This window comes from Bacteroides sp. 214 (assembly GCF_010501015.1).
Lineage (GTDB): Bacteria > Bacteroidota > Bacteroidia > Bacteroidales > Bacteroidaceae > Bacteroides.
The window spans coordinates 203,310-221,536 of record NZ_QVML01000001.1 but is presented as its reverse complement, the minus strand read 5'-3'; the positions used below and the strand labels follow the sequence as shown (position 1 = coordinate 221,536).

At 41.4% G+C, this 18,227-nt stretch carries 11 protein-coding genes; 4 read left to right on the top strand and 7 right to left on the bottom strand.

The features are described 5' to 3' along the window. Nucleotides 1-2: 2 nt before the first annotated feature. The 4 genes from D0T50_RS00855 (at nt 3) to D0T50_RS00840 (ending at nt 9,600) form a co-directional block, all read left to right on the top strand. The gene (locus D0T50_RS00855) at nt 3-1,685 is read left to right on the top strand and encodes a fasciclin domain-containing protein (protein WP_163221009.1); all 1,683 of its coding nucleotides are present in this window, start codon (nt 3-5) and stop codon (nt 1,683-1,685) included. A gap of 27 nt (nt 1,686-1,712) precedes the next feature. Continuing rightward, a complete protein-coding gene (locus D0T50_RS00850) occupies nt 1,713-4,850 on the top strand; it encodes a SusC/RagA family TonB-linked outer membrane protein (protein ID WP_163221007.1) in 3,138 nt (1,045 codons plus the stop codon). Between the two features lie 21 nt (nt 4,851-4,871). Beyond that, nucleotides 4,872-6,626 carry a RagB/SusD family nutrient uptake outer membrane protein gene (locus tag D0T50_RS00845; RefSeq protein ID WP_163221004.1) on the top strand — a complete coding sequence of 585 codons (1,755 nt, stop codon included), beginning with the start codon at nt 4,872-4,874 and terminating at the stop codon, nt 6,624-6,626. Nucleotides 6,627-6,813: 187 nt separating this feature from the next. Further along, the gene (locus D0T50_RS00840) at nt 6,814-9,600 is read left to right on the top strand and encodes a T9SS type A sorting domain-containing protein (protein ID WP_163221002.1); all 2,787 of its coding nucleotides are present in this window, start codon (nt 6,814-6,816) and stop codon (nt 9,598-9,600) included. Nucleotides 9,601-9,844: 244 nt separating this feature from the next. On the opposite strand, the gene D0T50_RS00835 is transcribed toward D0T50_RS00840, so the two are convergent. The 7 genes from D0T50_RS00835 to D0T50_RS00805 form a co-directional block, all read right to left on the bottom strand. Continuing rightward, nucleotides 9,845-11,074 (bottom strand): clostripain-related cysteine peptidase, encoded by a 1,230-nt coding sequence (locus D0T50_RS00835; protein ID WP_163221000.1) that lies wholly within the window; start codon nt 11,072-11,074, stop codon nt 9,845-9,847. 4 nt (nt 11,075-11,078) lie between these two features. Beyond that, nucleotides 11,079-11,480, bottom strand: coding sequence for a hypothetical protein (locus tag D0T50_RS00830; RefSeq protein WP_163220998.1), 402 nt, complete (start codon nt 11,478-11,480; stop codon nt 11,079-11,081). 157 nt (nt 11,481-11,637) lie between these two features. Next, nucleotides 11,638-12,498 carry an RNA polymerase sigma factor RpoD/SigA gene (locus D0T50_RS00825; RefSeq protein ID WP_163220996.1) on the bottom strand — a complete coding sequence of 287 codons (861 nt, stop codon included), beginning with the start codon at nt 12,496-12,498 and terminating at the stop codon, nt 11,638-11,640. Between the two features lie 168 nt (nt 12,499-12,666). Further along, a complete protein-coding gene (locus D0T50_RS00820) occupies nt 12,667-14,187 on the bottom strand; it encodes a Do family serine endopeptidase (RefSeq protein ID WP_163220994.1) in 1,521 nt (506 codons plus the stop codon). A 168-nt stretch (nt 14,188-14,355) separates the two neighbouring features. After that, the gene (locus D0T50_RS00815; RefSeq protein WP_163220992.1) at nt 14,356-15,699 is read right to left on the bottom strand and encodes a transglutaminase family protein; all 1,344 of its coding nucleotides are present in this window, start codon (nt 15,697-15,699) and stop codon (nt 14,356-14,358) included. A gap of 117 nt (nt 15,700-15,816) precedes the next feature. Beyond that, nucleotides 15,817-16,971, bottom strand: a complete 1,155-nt coding sequence (locus D0T50_RS00810) for a dipeptide epimerase (protein WP_163220990.1) — start codon at nt 16,969-16,971, stop codon at nt 15,817-15,819. Nucleotides 16,972-16,979: 8 nt separating this feature from the next. Next, complete coding sequence (locus D0T50_RS00805; RefSeq protein ID WP_163220988.1) at nt 16,980-18,167, bottom strand: C40 family peptidase; 1,188 nt, start codon at nt 18,165-18,167, stop codon at nt 16,980-16,982. Nucleotides 18,168-18,227 lie beyond the last annotated feature (60 nt).

Here is an 18,227-nt window from a genome sequence, read left to right as displayed (position 1 = left end):
ACATGAAAATCTATAAAAGAATTCTATTTTCTATAGCTACATTGTCGCTACTACTGGTTGGGTGTACCAACCAGTGGGACGACCATGTAAGAATTGACACCCCGGAACTTTCGGGTACAGTCTTGGATGCTTTGAAAGGACAAGCCAACCTCTCTACTTTTTATAACATGGTAGTTGAAACTGGATATGACGCCCTGCTGGAAAGCGACAATAGTTTCACGTTGTTGGCACCCGATAACAGTGCATTAGCTGCATACACAAGCAGTAGTCTGGACGATAAAAGAAACATTGTAAGTAATCACATAGCTTACCTTGCGTACAATGCCGCAGCACTGGCAGGTAAAGATCGTTTGAAAATGGTTAATGGAAAGAACCTTACGCTAAGTGGTTTAAGTATAAGTAATAAAGATGTGCTTTGCAACAACGGTATTATTCACTCTGTAAATAAAGTAACAGAGCCTGCTATGAGTATTTACGAATACCTGGAAGCCAAAGGAATGGGACACTCCATCCAACTGGATACACTACTTAGCCACTCCAAACGAATTATGGATATGGATAAGAGTGTGCAAATTGGAGTGAATGATGAGGGATTTGCGATATATGATACCGTTTGGGCTTACAGTAACCACTTTTTGGATAAAATGCCGCTTGCCAACGAAGATTCACTCTATACATTCGTATTGGTTACTGACGAAGATTTCACACGCATCTCTTCCCGTTATGCCAAGTACATGGTGCAAGACTCTCAAGAGAGAACCGACTCCATCGCTGCCGATCAGTTGCTGTGCGACTTAGTATTCGCAGGTACAGACATCAATCCGCAAGGCGCAGCCGAAGTAGCGCTTACAGATGTAGCCGTCGATTTCAGTAATGCTGCCGTACAGGAGGAGTATATCGCCTCTAATGGTGTCGTGCGTATTGTACAAGATGCCAATATCAAGTTAAAAAACAACAAGATTAAAGACATTATTATTGAAGGAGAAAACTGGTCGGCTACGCTCGATGCAAAATACACCTTCAACAGGTTACGTACTTGGGCGAGTGGCGGACAAGATATGATGGTAGCAGCCAGCACCCGTCAGGACCGCGACTCATTGGATATAGATGGCAATCCAGTACTTGATGAAAGTGGCAATGTTATTAAGATTACATACTACTATCACAACCTGACTTCTACCTATCGCTCTACAAATACCAACTTTTATGTTGAATACAATGTACCGGTATTATCTGCCAAGTACAAAATACATTGGATGTCTTACAACGACAATCCCAATCATGTAAACAGTGGCGGTTACCCTGACACCACACTAGAGTTGTGGCAGAAACTATTGATATCATTGCCGGGTAAAACGAAGCTATCGCGCAACTCTTCGAGCAAACTATTGAATAACTATTTGGGATCGCTATATGCTTTCGCAGCAAGCTCTACAGCAGGCGTTCGCAAAGAAGTACAGCTTACCAAATATCAAGTAGACAATAGCAACAACCAGTATTTGGAACGTGAACTAACCGAAGAGGACGTAATGAGTGACGGATCGGCACCCGAGATATTTATCTCACCAAGTATGGGTAATGCCACATTCTGGGTATGCAACACAACTCATTATAACGGAAGTTATGCAGGAACACTGTTCTTGGATTACATCCGCTTGGAACCTATTATTGATGACGAGGATTAATAACAAACGAATCAAATGAATATGACAATGAAATATATATTGCTTGTAGTATGTTTGGCATTTGGTATATGCACTGCCAATGCACAGCAAACAACCGAAAGCGATTTGAAAATATCAGGTAGAGTGATAGATGCTGCTACCTCAACACCCCTTCCGGGTATCCGAATTTCACTTCCGGGAGTAAGTGCTGCAATGACAGATGATAACGGTGATTTTACCATTAAAGTACCTTCGTATAGTGTAGAATTACTTATCAGTGGACCTATCTACCAACAGAAAAGGGTAGCTACCAAAGGGAAAAAGGAAATCGTGATACGTCTGAACGACCAATCGGCTAACACAGTGTACAAAGATGTGCTTACGCCATTGGGAAATATGAATAACAGTCAACTGACTAATGCCGTTACCATGCTGGATGGAGATAACTCCTTCGCTACGGTTATTACCGCCGGTGAATTACTGCAAGGGAATGTAGCCGGATTAAATACAATACTACGATCGGGTGCCGAAGGTGCTGGAACTAATATGTTCTTGCGCGGATTTAACTCTATCTATTCTAATAACCAACCGCTGTTGGTGATTGATGGAGTAGTGATTGAGAATCAGTCGGCTGGTGTCTCTCTGGCAGATGGATATGTTTCTACTCCGCTGGGTATCATCGACATAAAAGATATTCAACGTATGTCGGTGTTGAAAGATGGTGGTTCTTTATATGGAGTAAAAGGGGCTAATGGTGTAATTATCATTGAAACACTTCGTTCCAAAGAGGTGGCTACACGCATCAGTATCCAAGCGATAACCGGTATGAACATGACTCCGGCAAGCATCCCAATGCTGAATGGCTCGCAACAAAAGAAATACCTGACCGATTTGTATCAAAGCACAGGTAAATATACAACAGAGCAAATACAGAACTTACCCTTCATCAACCAGCAAAAACCGGTAGAACAAAACTGGGGTTACGAAGGCAATCGCGATTATTATCGCTATAACAAAAGCACCAATTGGCAACAAGATGAATTGTTTAACGAAAGTTTTAAACAGAACTATTCATTGGCAGTAACCGGTGGAGATGATATTGCGGTATATGCTCTTACATTAGGATTTCAACGCAACGAAGGATTAATTAAAGGAACCGACTATACACGTTTTAACGCACGTATCAATACAGATATTCGCTTGTCGTTGAAAGCTAACGTACATACCAGTATGAACTTTGTATACGGCAAAAAGAATTTGCGCGAAGATGGCAGTCTGAAGTCAACGAACCCCATTTATTCTTCGTTGGTAAAGTCACCGTTTATGTCGCCCAATGTGTATAACGAATCCAATCTGATGTCGCCCAACTTAGAAGGCGTGGATATATTTGGCTTTTCAAACCCAAGAGCCATTGCCAAGAATGTAGAAATGGAAAACTCTAATTACACATTCTTAGGTGCAGTAGAAGCCGACTATGAAATAGTGAAAGGGCTGAAAGCAAGTACGTTAGTAGGACTTCGTTTCAGCAAGGAGCGCGAAATTATTTTCTTGCCCCAAAGTGGAATTAATTACGATACTCTTTCTACTGCTATCGTCACCAACCAGACACAACACCGTGTGGAGCGCTTGATGATGCTGACTAACGAAACTCGTTTGAACTATGTGCACTCATTCGGTTTTGACAACAAGTTGGATGCAACTATAGGGATGCGTTATCAAAACACAAATGTGGAAGACGACTGGGGAAAAGGATACAACACCGCCAGTGATGATTTCAAATCTATCAACTACGGTCTCAATACCTTGCGCCAAGCAGGTGGTTCATTGGGCGAATGGAATTGGTTGGCTTGGTATGCCAATGTGAACTACGCCTACAAGAATCGTTATTTTGTAACAGGTACTGCTTCGTTTGATGCATCTTCCCGTTATGGTGAAAACATCAGCAACTACCAAACATATCCCGCTATATCGGCTGCATGGTTAATTTCTTCGGAAGAGTTTATGAGAAACATGCCAGCATTCGATTTGTTGAAGTTACGTGCCAGCTACTCTCTTAGTGGAAATGATGATATAGGTAACTATGCCGCTCGTCATTATTATAAAGCACAGAACATATTAGGAAACTACGGATTGGTGCGTGGTAACTTGGTAAACCTATCGTTGAAACCGGAAAAGAATGCGAAATTCAACATTGGATTGGATATGGCTTTTCTGAACGAACGATTGTCAATCAGCATGGATTACTACAAGAACAGCATCAGCGATATGATTACTTACTCACCGGTATCACCCATTGCAGGATTCTCTACCTATGTTTCTAATGGAGGAAAAATGCAGAACAAAGGTTTTGAACTAGCGATTAATGCGCGTTTGCTGAATTTACCTGCGCTCAAATGGGATGTAGCAGCCAATGCTTCATTCAACAAGAATAAGGTAATAAGTATACCCGGAGGCTCTTACCAAACGGAAATTGCCGATGCTGTTATCTTAACTCAAGAAGGTAGTCCGATGGGATTGTTCTACGGATACAAAACTGATGGCGTATATGCTACGGAAGCTAGTGCTAAAGCCGAAAACTTACACCATATGTCCGGACTAAGTAAGTTAGCATTCGGTGCGGGTGATGTACGCTTTGTGAATATGAATAATGACGACCTCATTGACGAAAAAGACATGGTAGTTATTGGCGACCCTAATCCAGATGTTTACGGTGGTTTCTCTACCGCTTTGCGTTGGAAGCGTTTCTCATTATCAGCTATGTTCAGTTACTCGGTAGGTGGCGATATCTATAATTACACACGTCGCGAACTGGAATCGATGTCTACCCTTGCCAACCAAACGAAAGTAGTTCTGAACCGTTGGAAGGTAGAAGGACAAGCAACCGACACACCGAAAGCCACTTTAGGTGACCCGATGGGTAACGCACGTTTCTCGGATCGTTGGATTGAAGACGGTTCGTTCCTTAAGTTCAAGAATCTAACAATTGCGTATGACATTCCTATAAAATCCAGCATACTTACCGGATTGCAAGTATATGCTGTAGGCGAAAATCTTGCGACTTTAACCAAATATAAAGGCTACGACCCCGAGTTCAGTGTAAGTACAAACCCATTAGGATATGGTATTGATGCATTTGTTACTCCTTCGAGCCGTACGTTCTATGTGGGTGTTAAGTTTGGATTATAATACAAATAAAGAGCAATAACAATGAAAACAAGAATAAAAATACTAACTGCAATCTTTGCTTCGATATGCCTGTTTACTGCTTGTGTAGATGCAGACTTGGAAGAAGTATTGGATTATGAGAACCATTATCAAACAATAGCCGATGCCGACAATGCCATTTTGGGATTGTACGGAGAGTTTATGAAGTTAGCAGAACATGTCGTGGTATTGAACGAACTGCGCGGTGATTTAATGGATGTAACTTATAACTCCTCCAAAGACCTTCAGGAGATAAATTTGAGTGCGCCTTCGAAAGGCAACAAATATGCAGACCCAACCTTGTTTTATAGCATCATTCAGAACTGTAATGACCTATTATACAATATGGACGAGATGCTTAAAACCCATAAAATGACCAATGAAGATTACGCTGAGCGTTATTCGGATGTAGCCGCATTGCGTTGTTGGGTATACCTGCAACTAGGAATGCACTTTGGCGAGGTGGCTTATGTTACCGATCCATTGATAACCATTGATGATGTAACGGAAGCAGCCAAGCTGCCTACCATCAAATTTGATGATTTACTGGATAAGCTGATTGACTGTATGGAGAAACTACCTACATTGGATCCTTATCTTAACTCTCCTTTGGTTAAATATACGCTCGATGGTTACAGTTTGAAGAACTTTTTCGTAAACAAATACTTGTTGGCAGGCGACTTGTATTTATGGAGAGGAGGCAGTCAAGCCGACTTCGTAAATGCTGCCACCATGTATCGTGTTGTATTGGCAACGGATGAGGATCATACCGATGCTTCGAGCAACAACAATATGTACAAACTACGTACATGGCCGTGGAATGATTCTAATGAACCTATTTTTCAGGTTACCTATTTCCGCTACATGGATTATGACATCAACTCATATCGTAACACATGGTTGGATATGTTCCAACTAGCTGCCGAAAACTCGAAAGCCAATCAGGAGCTTATCTGGACAATTAGTTATGATAAAGCATTTGAGCCAACTTATCCGTTTATCAATTTATTTGCCAATTATGGCAGAGGTACTTACCAACTAAAGCCCTCGCAATATGCCATCGACAAATTGTGGGAAGCACAGGTACAACAGAATGGTTTTGTATTTGACGGACGCGGACGCGAATCTTCATTCAAAATGGTTAATGGAGAGTATATTGTACAGAAATACTTATATAACTATGACTCCACTAAACCGTTCGAACAATCGGGTAAGTGGTTCTTATATCGTGCCGGATTGCTACACTTGCGCTATGCCGAAGCAGCTAACCGTGCCGGATATCCTAAGTTGGCGTATGCCTTGCTGAATAAAGGAATAAAAAATGCCTATACGTGGGAAGGTGCATTGCTTGCCGAACAATCGCAAAGCGGTTGGGCACCGGGAAATTACTACCCGGAACCATTTTACTTCGATGCACGTCAAAGCGATCAACCTTACTACCGTCGTCCATGGCGCGATAATGGTGGAGTTCGCGGTCGTTGTATGCTCGAACCTGTTGAGTTTCCCGAAACAGCAACTACCACGAATGACTCCATCCTGTTTCTGGAGAAAATGCTGATTCGTGAAGCAGCGCTCGAAACCGGTTTTGAAGGACATCGCTGGGGAGACCTAACCCGTGTTGCACGTAGAATGAATAAGGAAGGAAGAGATGGTAATGCTTACCTGATAGAAAACTTAAGCGGTAAATATGAGCTATCGGGAATTCCAATGCCCGATTTCTCCACGCAAGAGAAATGGTATCTTCCTTTTAAGAAGTAGTACAAAAAATGATTAGGAAAGAGGCTGTCTCGGAATACGAGATGGTCTCTTTTTTTAGTCACAACTATTATCTCGCAACACAAAGACTTCTATTCAAGAAAACCCATACTAAATTTCAAATAATGTATTTATTATATCAAAAACTTTTTGTTCTTTTGGAGCAAATACATGATAAAACAAATACAACATGAAACAGATTACTCTCTTATCCATCTTTATTTTTGTGTTCAGCATTGTGGGGGTTGCCCAAAACACAGCTATTGACGAGAAATTCGAAACAGGACTACCATCCACAGCTCCATCCGTTGAAACCAGTTATACCTTATCTTCCGGTACATGGAAAGTAAAGGGAGTTTATGCAAAAACCGACAATGGAAGCACACGTGCAACAATGTCTGCAAATGGTTACTTGATAACCCCTCCTATTGATAAACCAACGCAGCTTTCTTTCGTTCACCGAGGTAGCGGAAATGGCAAAGTTCTGAACGTAGAAAAATCCATTGACAATGGACTCACTTGGAAAAGCATCGGAAGCGCAACCGTAAGTTCCTCTTCTTCTTATGGATCATCGTCCCTCTCTGTTGGAGAACCGGGAACTAAAAACGTATTAGTTCGATTTACCTGCACTTCAGCTACAATCTATCTGGATAATATTTTGATTAGTAGCTCCAACATAGGAGACGAGCCTTCTCAGCAAGCGACTCTCTCAGCTTCGGAAATAACCGGAACATCTATGAAAATTTCATTTACCAAAGGAAATGGAGAAAATCGCCTATTAGCCTACTCCAAAGGGGAAGCTACCACTTGGTTACCCGAAGATGGAACCGCTTATAAAAATTTACCTAAGCAGGTTGATGACAATGTTATAGTTGTTTATGCTGGAAATGAAGATAACTTTGTAGTAAATGGACTGGAAGCAGGAGAAACCTATCACTTTGTAGTATTTGAATTTAATGGTACGAAGGATGCTTGTAATTATCTGACGACCTCTGTAGGGCGATTAGAACAAAGAACAGCCGAAGTTCCGAGCATTTCTCTAAAACCTACCGCTATTAAATTTGGCGATATCAAAACAGGAACAACAGCTAAACGCAGTTTCTCTTTTTCGGCAAAATACCTGAACTCCACAGATGGAGTTATAACGCTGACTTCATCACCCGACTTCCTGATATCAACTCAATCGGCAACCGGCTTTGAGAACTCGCTCAACATTTCATACTCAGAAAGCAAAGTAGGAGCACAAACTATATATGTACAGTTTGCTCCCTCCGAATTGAAAGATTACACTCTATCTCTTACTCTGGCAGGAGGAGGCGCAAGTTCGGAACTGACTCTCTCGGGAACCGGATCGGACACAGATGCCAAGACCTACTACATTGCACCTAACGGAGATGACGAGAATGAAGGAACTTATGATTCTCCCTGGTACAATCTGCAAAAAGCTGTGGATGCAGCAGTTGCGGGAGACTTCATTGTTTGTCGCGGAGGAACCTACTATCCCAACATGAAGAAAGACGGTTCGAAAACAACCATCCGCTTAAACCACTCGGGTGAAGCCGGAAAACGAATAACCATCATGGCTTATCCTGACGAAACTCCAATACTCAACTTCAAAGATCAACCTAAGAAAGTAAGCGTGCGTGGTATTCAGTTGGATGGAAACTATTGGCACATTTACGGGCTTCATATAACCGAAGCCGGAGATAATGGTATTAAATTAGAGGGAAATCACAATATCATAGAGCGATGCACTCTCTACAAGAACGACGACACTGGTATCCAACTCGGATTCGGGCATAAATTCTCGGATACTCATCCCGGCATCGGAGATAACGACGGTTCCTATTGCTCTTACAATTATATTATAGACTGTGACTCCTACCTGAATTGTGATTCAGATAATTTCGGAAGCGATGCAGACGGTTTTGCTTGCAAAATGCACAATGGACGCGAAAATTGGTTCATCCGCTGTCGTGCTTGGGATAACTCCGATGATGCTTGGGACTTATACGAAACAGATTATCCGGTCTATCTGATTGATTGTTGGGCATGGGGTTCTGGTAGAGCCAGCTTATTTGATTGGGTAGATGCTTCGGGTTCATTCCAAGGTAATGGAAACGGAATCAAATTGGGAGGAAACGGAACCGGTGGCTCCTCGAAAGGCAAACATGAAGTATGGAATTCTGTAGCATTCAATTGTAATAAATCGGGATCAGTAAAAGGTTTTGATCAAAACAGTCATGGCGGTGGAGTAAAAGTTGTAAACTGTTTGGGATTTGGCAATGGATACGATTTCATGTTTGAGAAATCTAGCAATCAATGCGAGTATTATAATAACGTATGCTTAGGTAATATTGAGATACATGCAGGAGCTGCTGATGAAAATAACGCTATGTTGTCAACTTCCAGCAAAGCTTGGTTGAACGTGGTAGAACGAAATTTCTCCACTGCCGATTACGTAAGTCTCGAAGAGGCTGATGCCAAAGCACCTCGTGGAGAAGATGGAAGCTTCCCCGAGAAGTTTGCCCGCCTGCGAGAAGGAAGCAATCTGATAGGCAAGGCTAAAGTTGGTTTGATAGCTCCTCTCCCACAGGAGATTGGCGAAAAGGACGTCTTTGGTTCTGCGCTCAAACCTCGTACGGCCAGTAGAGATTTAGGTCCCATTGACTGCTCGTCCGATATTGTAGGAATAGACAAAGTGCCAAGTATTGAAGCAGGAATGAGTATTTATCCTAATCCGGCACAAAACCATGCACTCATCCGATTCTCTACTACACAAGACTCTTCGCAGGCAAACCTTACCCTATTCGACATACAAGGTCGTAAGATTCGGAATTTAGCATCTCTCCCCGTTGCTGCCGGAGAAGAATACAAACTCCCGGTAGATTTAGGCAACCTCCTTCCGGGAATCTATTGGATTTCTTTGACCACAGAGAAAGAACAGCTGCGTGCAAAATTCATTATAACAAAGTAGGTTGTGCCAACGCGTTGGCACTGTCGTGCCAGTGTTTATGCACAGTAGTGCCAGTGCGTTGGCACAACTTTGCCAATGCACTGGCAAAAAACATGATATGCTTCGAATATTTAGGAAAAAGAGGCCATCTCAAAATTGATGAGATGACCTCTTTTCTTATTAAATCCTCACTGTTTTAGTATAAAGAAAGCAGTGAAAAACAGAGCGAAAACCAGTCAGAAATGATGTAAAAAGCAGTCAGAAGTTACCAACCTAGACTACCCCATCCTCCATCACTATACCAATCGTAGGTACTATAGAATGTATTCAAAGAAAGACTTCTTGATTGAGGTACGTACATATAAACTCCCGAAGCACCATCCATACTTGTCCAATTAGAGTTTCTGCGGTTAACGCAGTTGGTTACTGTTGTTTTGAAATAAGGCTGTGCAGCATTAAAGAGAGAGAGCCATTCTGAATAATCGGCGTTTGCACCCGTAATTTGTTCTATGAGTTTCTCCATATCGTAATAATAGCATGTAGAGCTTTCATTACGACCATAGTAAAATAAAGAAGAGGCATCTACATATTCTTCACTTGCCAGATATTTTGTTAAAACAGCCTTGGTCTTTGCTGCCAAATTTCCTAAAGTAGAGGTAGCCAGTACTGATACCGAAACGCCATAAGGCCAAGTATACGTTCTATTACCATTGATATATGTAGCCGTTGTAATCAGCGATCCATCTGCTGCTCCGTAGTATTCATAATATCCCTGAGCAATATCTACCGCCACATCTGCTTTATTGGCAAAAACGAGTGGGATAACAGCCTGATAGGGAGCACCAGGACCGGGAATCTCGGTAGGCGAGGCAATAACGTAGTCTGTGCAGTTGCGCAACTCGTAGGCTACTTCTATTGATTGCATATAGCAAGCATCGAATAGGATAAAGTCTAAATGAGGAAGCCCTTCAAGAACCTTACGAAAATCGGTTACATTCATTTGCGTATTCCGATAATCGCCCATATGACGCGTTGCCGAAACAGTAGCCGGAATCCATCCATCAGCATGAGAAGCAAAAATCAATCCATAGCTCTCGGCTGGATATTCTTCGAACACGTACTGCATAATAGACGACATTACACCTACATTTAGTGGGTTTTGCTCAGTATACGTCTTAAGTGTATCGGCCACAACAAGCCCTTGCGCATCTTTTGTTACATGAATCAGATGCGGGTAATCCGTTCTTGTTTCACAGTAAACTATCAGATTGTTTTTAGTAACATCTACCTGCTCCATACCCACAAGCATCTCATTAAAGTCGCTAATGGCATAAGAAGAGAGATCTGTTCTGCCATTATCTGCCACCCAATAAGCAAGTACAGTACGTTGCGTTCCCTTATCCGGTGGCGGCGGGGTTGGCTCCGAACCTCCTCCACAAGCGAAGAAGGCAAATGCTAGGGATAGTAAAAAAACAAAGCTTATTCTATTCATCATCAGATCATTCTTGTGGTTTAGTAAATATAAAATCCGAGTTCTTTATTTCCTGAAAGAGCACATTGTTTTTCTTTTTTATTTTGCTCAACACTTTTGTCTGCTCTTTTGCCAATTTTTGTTTATTCTTACCGTAGTAAATCATGCATGTTCTATTCTTCAGTCCACGTTGATACTCTAAATAATTTTTCAATTGGTAGCTGTACATTTGCATCTCGGGTAAGAAACCATGTTTATCTAACGTCACACTATCCAGTACTTGTATTTCGGTGTAGTATACCACAGAGTCAGCAAAAGAAGAAGATACGCCAAATGCATATACTACTTTATCTGTTTTTTTCTTTAGTGAAAAGGAAGAACATAATAGACCAACAAATAATATGGCAAGAGCGATTTTTAGAAACTTCATATCTTAATTCATTTTAATTCAATGGACAAAGATAATCATTTACATAAAAAACGAAACTAAAATGCTTTTAATTAACAGGGATAAAAGAACAACCGGCTTTCTCCTTGTAACAGAGAAAGCCGGTTGCTTAATTTTTCTCGAAAATTGATACGTCTATTTATCCCAAATAAGACTTGAGCAATTTACTACGATTACTACCTCTTAATCTTCTTATTGCTTTTTCTTTAATCTGGCGTACGCGCTCACGTGTGAGTCCAAACTTATCGCCGATTTCTTCTAATGTCATTTCTTGTTGTCCGATACCAAAAAACATCTGAATAATGTCTTTTTCTCTATCGGTCAGCGTAGAAAGAGCTCTATCAATTTCCTTCTGAAGTGATTCGTTTACAAGAGTACGGTCTGCCATAGGAGAATCATCATTGATCAATACATCCAATAGGCTGTTGTCTTCTCCTTCTACAAACGGCGCATCTACCGAGATATGACGTCCGGAAACTTTCAGCGTGTCCGAAATCTTATCTACCGGAATATCCAATTCATCCGCCAGCTCTTCGGGCGAGGGACGACGTTCGTTTTCCTGTTCGAACTTAGAGAAGGCTTTACTGATTTTATTCAGCGATCCTACCTGGTTCAATGGAAGACGAACAATACGGGACTGCTCCGCTAATGCTTGTAGAATGGACTGACGAATCCACCAAACCGCATAACTGATAAACTTAAACCCACGGGTTTCGTCAAATTTTTCGGCAGCTTTAATCAATCCAAGATTCCCTTCGTTAATCAAGTCGGGCAGACTTAATCCTTGGTTTTGATACTGTTTAGCTACTGAAACGACGAATCGCAAATTTGCACGGGTTAGTTTTTCAAGTGCAGCGCGGTCTCCTTTACGGATGCGTTGAGCAAGTTCCACTTCTTCCTCCACAGTTATCAGGTCTTCACGACCTATTTCCTGTAAGTACTTGTCGAGTGAGGCACTCTCCCTGTTTGTGATGCTCTTTGTAATTTTTAGTTGTCTCATTCTTCTAAAACAAATTAGTCTGCAAAGTTAGCACAAATTATTTGTATCTCATCAATTTGCATTTCACTTTTTATAGATATTCAACAAAAGAGAGTGCCAACTTGTTTGATTAGTTGGCACTCTCTTTTTACTTTATTAGTTTGATTTGCGATTTTTTACAATCCGTTATTATTCTTGTACCAAATCAATAGCATAGTTGGCGCGCTTTCCCGATGGGAATATACCACTAAGGAATAACACTTGATCCTGTTCGGGCGACTTCACGGCTGCATTGAAAATAGCTTCCAGGTCTTCTACCGTTTTTACCTCTTTGTTATTGGCTTTGAGGATAATAAACCCTTTGCGCACACCAGCATCTGCCATCTTACCTTTGTCTACACCTGTAACTTGTACTCCGTATGGAAGTCGTAGTTGCTTTCTTAAATCTTCGGATACATCCTGGAAAGCAGCACCAAGTATTTCCATTCCGGTAGGCTTAACTACCTTAGTGGTTCCTTGTTCGTTTTTCAACGTTACTTCGAGTGTTTTTTCTTTCTTCTCGCGTACTACTTTGATTTTTATTTTATCGCCCGGACGGTGTCTTGAAAGTTCCTCTTGTAAATCGGCAAAGCTCTTCACGGTTTTTCCGTTCAGTTCTGTAATTACGTCATTCGCTTTTACTCCTGCTGCTTCGGCAGATCCTCCTTCGATAACTTCATCTACATAAACACCATCTACAACACCCAGTTCTTTTCTCTTTTCTTTCGCGTCTTCGGGCATATTAGCACCACTGATGTTTCCGCCTCTAATACCTAATATCACACGTTGAACGGTTCCGTATTGTTTCAGGTCGCTCACAACTTTCGTCATAATGCTGGTTGGAATAGCAAATCCATATCCGGCATACGCACCTGTTGGAGAAGCCAATACCGCGTTAATACCAACCAATTCGCCTTTGGCATTAACCAGCGCTCCCCCACTATTTCCTTGGTTGATTGCCGCATCGGTTTGAATAAATGACTCAATACCACCATTGTATGCACCCAGCGAACGGGCTTTTGCACTTACAATACCTGCTGTTACTGTAGACGTCAGATTAAACGGATTACCTACGGCAAGTACCCACTCGCCTATCTTCAATTTATCTGAATCGCCCACCGGTATAGTTGGAAAGTCTTTTCCTTCTATTTTCACCAAAGCTAAGTCTGTATTAGGGTCAGAACCTATGACACGACCGGCATACTCATGGTTATCGTTCAATATCACACTTATTTCATCCGCGCCTTCTATTACATGGTTATTGGTAACAATGTAACCATCTTTAGAGATGATTACTCCGGATCCAAAACCAACACGGGGTTGAGTTTGAATTTGACGCTCGCGGGCTGAACCATCACCAAAGAAGTAATCAAAGATATCTGGCGCTTGTCTGATGGTTTTTGTTTTAGAAAGCTGTGTAGATTTTATATGTACAACAGCATGTACCGTATTTTCTGCTGCCACAGTCAAATCTACCGGTTGTGCTTCGGTAGCAGTAAATGCCGCTAACTTCACATTTGGATTTTGTTGAAACTGCTCATTAAAAGAAACCACACTGCTGTCTTTCTCTGCATTATTCTGCATGATGGTATATGTTGTCAAACCGGCAACACCAGCACTCAATAATACTACAACAGCTACTGCAAAGATGTTTTTTATTGTTCGCTTCATAATCTTAATTTATTATATTGTTAATATTCTGTTTGATTTAACATTCTGAGGTTAAAATAACAACAAAAACTATTCGATTATTCAGCTTGACATCTATTTTTCTTCTCTTTTAACAGAGGTAATATGCTACTTAACAGCGCTTAACGACAGTAACTGCCATTTTTACATTCATTGCGTAATCTCTGTCAGGTATTCTATATCCATGTCATACGTCCACTTATCAAAGTAAAGGTTTCCACCCTCCCACTCTACTTCTCCACGCTGGAAGTCTACTGTTTCGCTGCGGGGATATTTCTTTTCGGGGAACAGCGGCATGGAATAGTCATTATTCACAATCATCCGCCATGGGTCTAAGCCTCCCAAGAAGAACATCTTCTCCTCTTCATTATTCAGAAAAGTAGAAATCCCAAAAGATTGATCAACTGGTATCCAACCAATACCCTCCAAATAGATTTCGCCCCAATCGTGCAAATTCCAAGCGCCGGGATGCATCATAAAGCCACTTTGAAAGTGTGCTGGGATACCACTATACCGGCATAACGTCAAGAAAAGCAGTGTTACCTGTCCGCAATCTCCTTTATGATTATCCAACACATATTCGGGAATATTCGTGATAGTGGAATATTCGCGTGCCGACGCCCACGGGAAATTGTTACTAATCCAGGTAAAGTAACGGTAAGCCTTCAACAATGGGTTGGGCTCATCGCCGGCAAGTTCTTCGGCAAGTTTCTTTATACGCGATGAGAAGATAATATGTGTATCACGTTCCGAAGTATATTTTTTATAAAGTTCGGTAGATGTATCGTAGGGCTTTACATCTTCGGGTTTCAAAGTATAATACGCCGCACTGGTCGTGTATTCAAACACTTCTTGAAAAACGGTAGGTTCGTCCTTTACCGCTATCTTCTCCATATAGATTGTACTGTGCTCGTATTGCGCAGGAGCAATAACATAACGTCCCTCGTTAGTATTTATTAATTTCACATCCTTTTGTCGCGTTTGATTTTCTTTCGGGAAAGGCAACCAACAACGCACAATCTCCCCCTCGGGTACTTCATTGGCGTTTACAGTCAGTGTATAAGTCACCCGTATTCGCTGAGGCAACACAAGGCTTTCGCCCGTTTGCTTTGCTGCTTTTATAATGGCGGGGATATCTGTTTTAGTTACTTCTTCTCTTTTACTTAGTGCATCTCCATCTTTAGCTATCTTAATTGCTCGCGCTACGGAATCTACCCGAAACAGATTGGGAGCTGCATTACGGAAGTATTTTTTTTCGCCATCTATCATCATACACTCCAATGCTTTACTTTCTTCCCATGCGGCAATCTGCTCGGTGGTTACATCGGGTATATACCTTTTTATATAGTTTATCACTTGTTCTTCCGAACGAGAGAAATCTATTTTAATACGCTCCATTCGTTCTTGTTCCCAAGCGGAATTAACATCGTTCTGCTTATTGGAACAGGCACAAAGCAAAGCTACGATACTGGTTATTATTATTACATTCTTCATGATTTGATTCGTATTGGTTTTATGGTAAAAAATAAAGGTGTGTCAAGAGCGACACACCTTATTATATATAGCTCTATTATGTATAATAGAGTAAATACTCGTGATGGTCGTCTACGACTAAATTTTAACTACTCCAATACCAGGCAATTCAGGAATCATAATCTGTCCTTTTTCAAAGTACACGCCCTTGAACGGATCATTCGCAATCAACGCTGGTCCATCAAGGTCGGCATAGTCAACCGCCGGAGAGAATTGTGCTGCTGCTGTGCATGCCACCGACGACTCTACCATACAGCCTACCATAACTCCCATTCCCAAAGCACGACCCAGTGTAACCATTTTCCATGCTTCGCGCATACCGGTACATTTCATCAGTTTGATATTAATACCACTGAAAGCACCTCTCAGCCCCACCACATCACTTAATCTCTGCAGCGATTCGTCGGCAAAGATAGGTAGCGGACTGTGTTGAGTAATCCATGCAATATCATCCAATTTAGATTTATGCATGGGCTGCTCTACCATTACGATGCCTTTTTCTTTCAACCAATGAATCATATCAAGAGCATGTTGTCTATCCGTCCATCCTTGATTAGCATCTATAATAAGCGGTACATTTGTAACTGAACGAACAGCTTCGATCATTTCTTTATCGTTAGGACCTCCTAATTTTATCTTCAGGATATTAAACTGGCCGTTTACTTCTTCTGTTTTTTCGCGAACAACTTCGGCTGTATCAATACCAATGGTGTAGGTTGTTGATGGTGCTTTCGTTTTATCCAACCCCCATATTTTATACCAAGGCGCATCCAGCAACTTTCCAACCAAGTCGTGCAAAGCAATATCAACAGAAGCTTTAGCAGCGGTATTGCCAGGCATAATGCCATCTACATAAGCCAGAATATCTTCTAATTGAAAAGGATCATTGAACTGTTCCAGATTTACAAGCTTCAGGAAATTCATCACCGATTCCTGGGTCTCGCCCAAGTAGGGAGGCATTGAAGCTTCTCCATAACCAATGATACCATCGTATTCGATTTGTACTTGCACGTCGGGAGTAAAAGTACGCGTATTGCCCGCAACACCAAAAACATGTTTAATTTTCACCTCAAAAGGCTCGTAGGTAAGTTTCATTTTTGCATTGAGCCCTCTGCGGTTAATAGAAACAACCGCCGGCTTATTTACACATGAGGTTATTCCATTAAGTATCATACCCGAACCTGCGGCACCCAATGCCATAGTTCTCAGGAATTGTCTTCTGTTCTGTTTCATATAGATTTTTATTGAGGTAAATAATAAGTATTTGTCAATGTTGTATTGATTTGAGGCGTACCGATAGCGTTCAACATGCGGGTGGCAAACAATAAACGATTCAAGTTATATTCATCGTAATTGCTGTGTGCGGGGTCAAAACTATTGATACGAACATCACCTTGCGAGTGAATAAAGTTTTTGTTGCCAATGTAAATACCTACATGCACTACACGCTCTTTTCGTTCGGCAGTAGCTTTACGACCAAAAAAGATTAAATCACCGGGTTGCATATTACTAAAGTCGGATGCAATATCAATATGCTCGCCAACATAGGCTTGTTGTGAAGCGTCGCGTGGCATGATTATGTCGTGCAAGAAGAGTACTGTGCGTACAAAACCGCTACAGTCTACTCCTTTCGACGAAGTACCCGCCCAAAGATATGGAATACCCATTAGTGTTTTAGCTGTTTTAAGAATACTTTCGGCATCTTGTTTTAACGACGCTCTCCACTCTTTTTCTGTTTTAGAAATAGACTTGGAGATATAAGCCATCTTACCATCGGGGTAAGATACTTTATAGAAGTTTTTTTCTGTTCCTTCGTACTTCAAGCGATTACCCGAAACGACATCGGTTACAGATTGTGAACTTTCATCCGCCTTTTCATAGGTAAAACCGTAATGTGAGGTTACTACTACTTTGTCTGCGAAATTCCAAGCATTGTATTCTTCCTTTGTCATTGGGTGAACACCAACCCTATGCACCCAAGCAAGATAATTGTCGGGGGTTTGTACATGATACCAGCCACTTTTATCCAACAATTTAACCGGCATACCAAGCAGAGCTTGCGTTACCATCTCTTCCGAGAAATCGGGCTTAATACGTAGGTTACAAACAGAAATATTTACTACACCATAGGTTTTCCCTTCGAGCACACCTGCATCGGGCAATCTTCTTACACTGTCAACAACCTGAAACTGTTGTTCCTCCAAGCGGGTTATTAGTTCGGATATAGCTTCGGGGTGATCTGTACTACCTTTCAGCAGAACCTGCTTACCGCTTACTTCCGAGGTAATTTTGAACACACCCACACGTTTGTCGGGTACATATTTTGCGGTTATTTCTTGGGAAATTTCGGTTACCGGATTGGAGGTATTTCCACCGGAGCAAGCATAAAGGAATAATGCTGCAAGTGCAATAGGAAATAATTTTCTCATATGGATTTGATTTGGGGGTTTACAGGAAGCAAATATAGTGAAAAAAAGAATTAAATAGTG

Coding starts and splice junctions, on each gene's coding strand:
- D0T50_RS00850 (WP_163221007.1), top strand. CDS start 1,713: ATGAAATATATATTGCTTGTAGTATGTTTGGCATTTGGTATATGCACT.
- D0T50_RS00840 (WP_163221002.1), top strand. CDS start 6,814: ATGAAACAGATTACTCTCTTATCCATCTTTATTTTTGTGTTCAGCATT.
- D0T50_RS00835 (WP_163221000.1), bottom strand. CDS start 11,074: ATGATGAATAGAATAAGCTTTGTTTTTTTACTATCCCTAGCATTTGCC.
- D0T50_RS00805 (WP_163220988.1), bottom strand. CDS start 18,167: ATGAGAAAATTATTTCCTATTGCACTTGCAGCATTATTCCTTTATGCT.
- D0T50_RS00810 (WP_163220990.1), bottom strand. CDS start 16,971: ATGAAACAGAACAGAAGACAATTCCTGAGAACTATGGCATTGGGTGCC.
- D0T50_RS00855 (WP_163221009.1), top strand. CDS start 3: ATGAAAATCTATAAAAGAATTCTATTTTCTATAGCTACATTGTCGCTA.
- D0T50_RS00830 (WP_163220998.1), bottom strand. CDS start 11,480: ATGAAGTTTCTAAAAATCGCTCTTGCCATATTATTTGTTGGTCTATTA.
- D0T50_RS00815 (WP_163220992.1), bottom strand. CDS start 15,699: ATGAAGAATGTAATAATAATAACCAGTATCGTAGCTTTGCTTTGTGCC.
- D0T50_RS00825 (WP_163220996.1), bottom strand. CDS start 12,498: ATGAGACAACTAAAAATTACAAAGAGCATCACAAACAGGGAGAGTGCC.
- D0T50_RS00820 (WP_163220994.1), bottom strand. CDS start 14,187: ATGAAGCGAACAATAAAAAACATCTTTGCAGTAGCTGTTGTAGTATTA.
- D0T50_RS00845 (WP_163221004.1), top strand. CDS start 4,872: ATGAAAACAAGAATAAAAATACTAACTGCAATCTTTGCTTCGATATGC.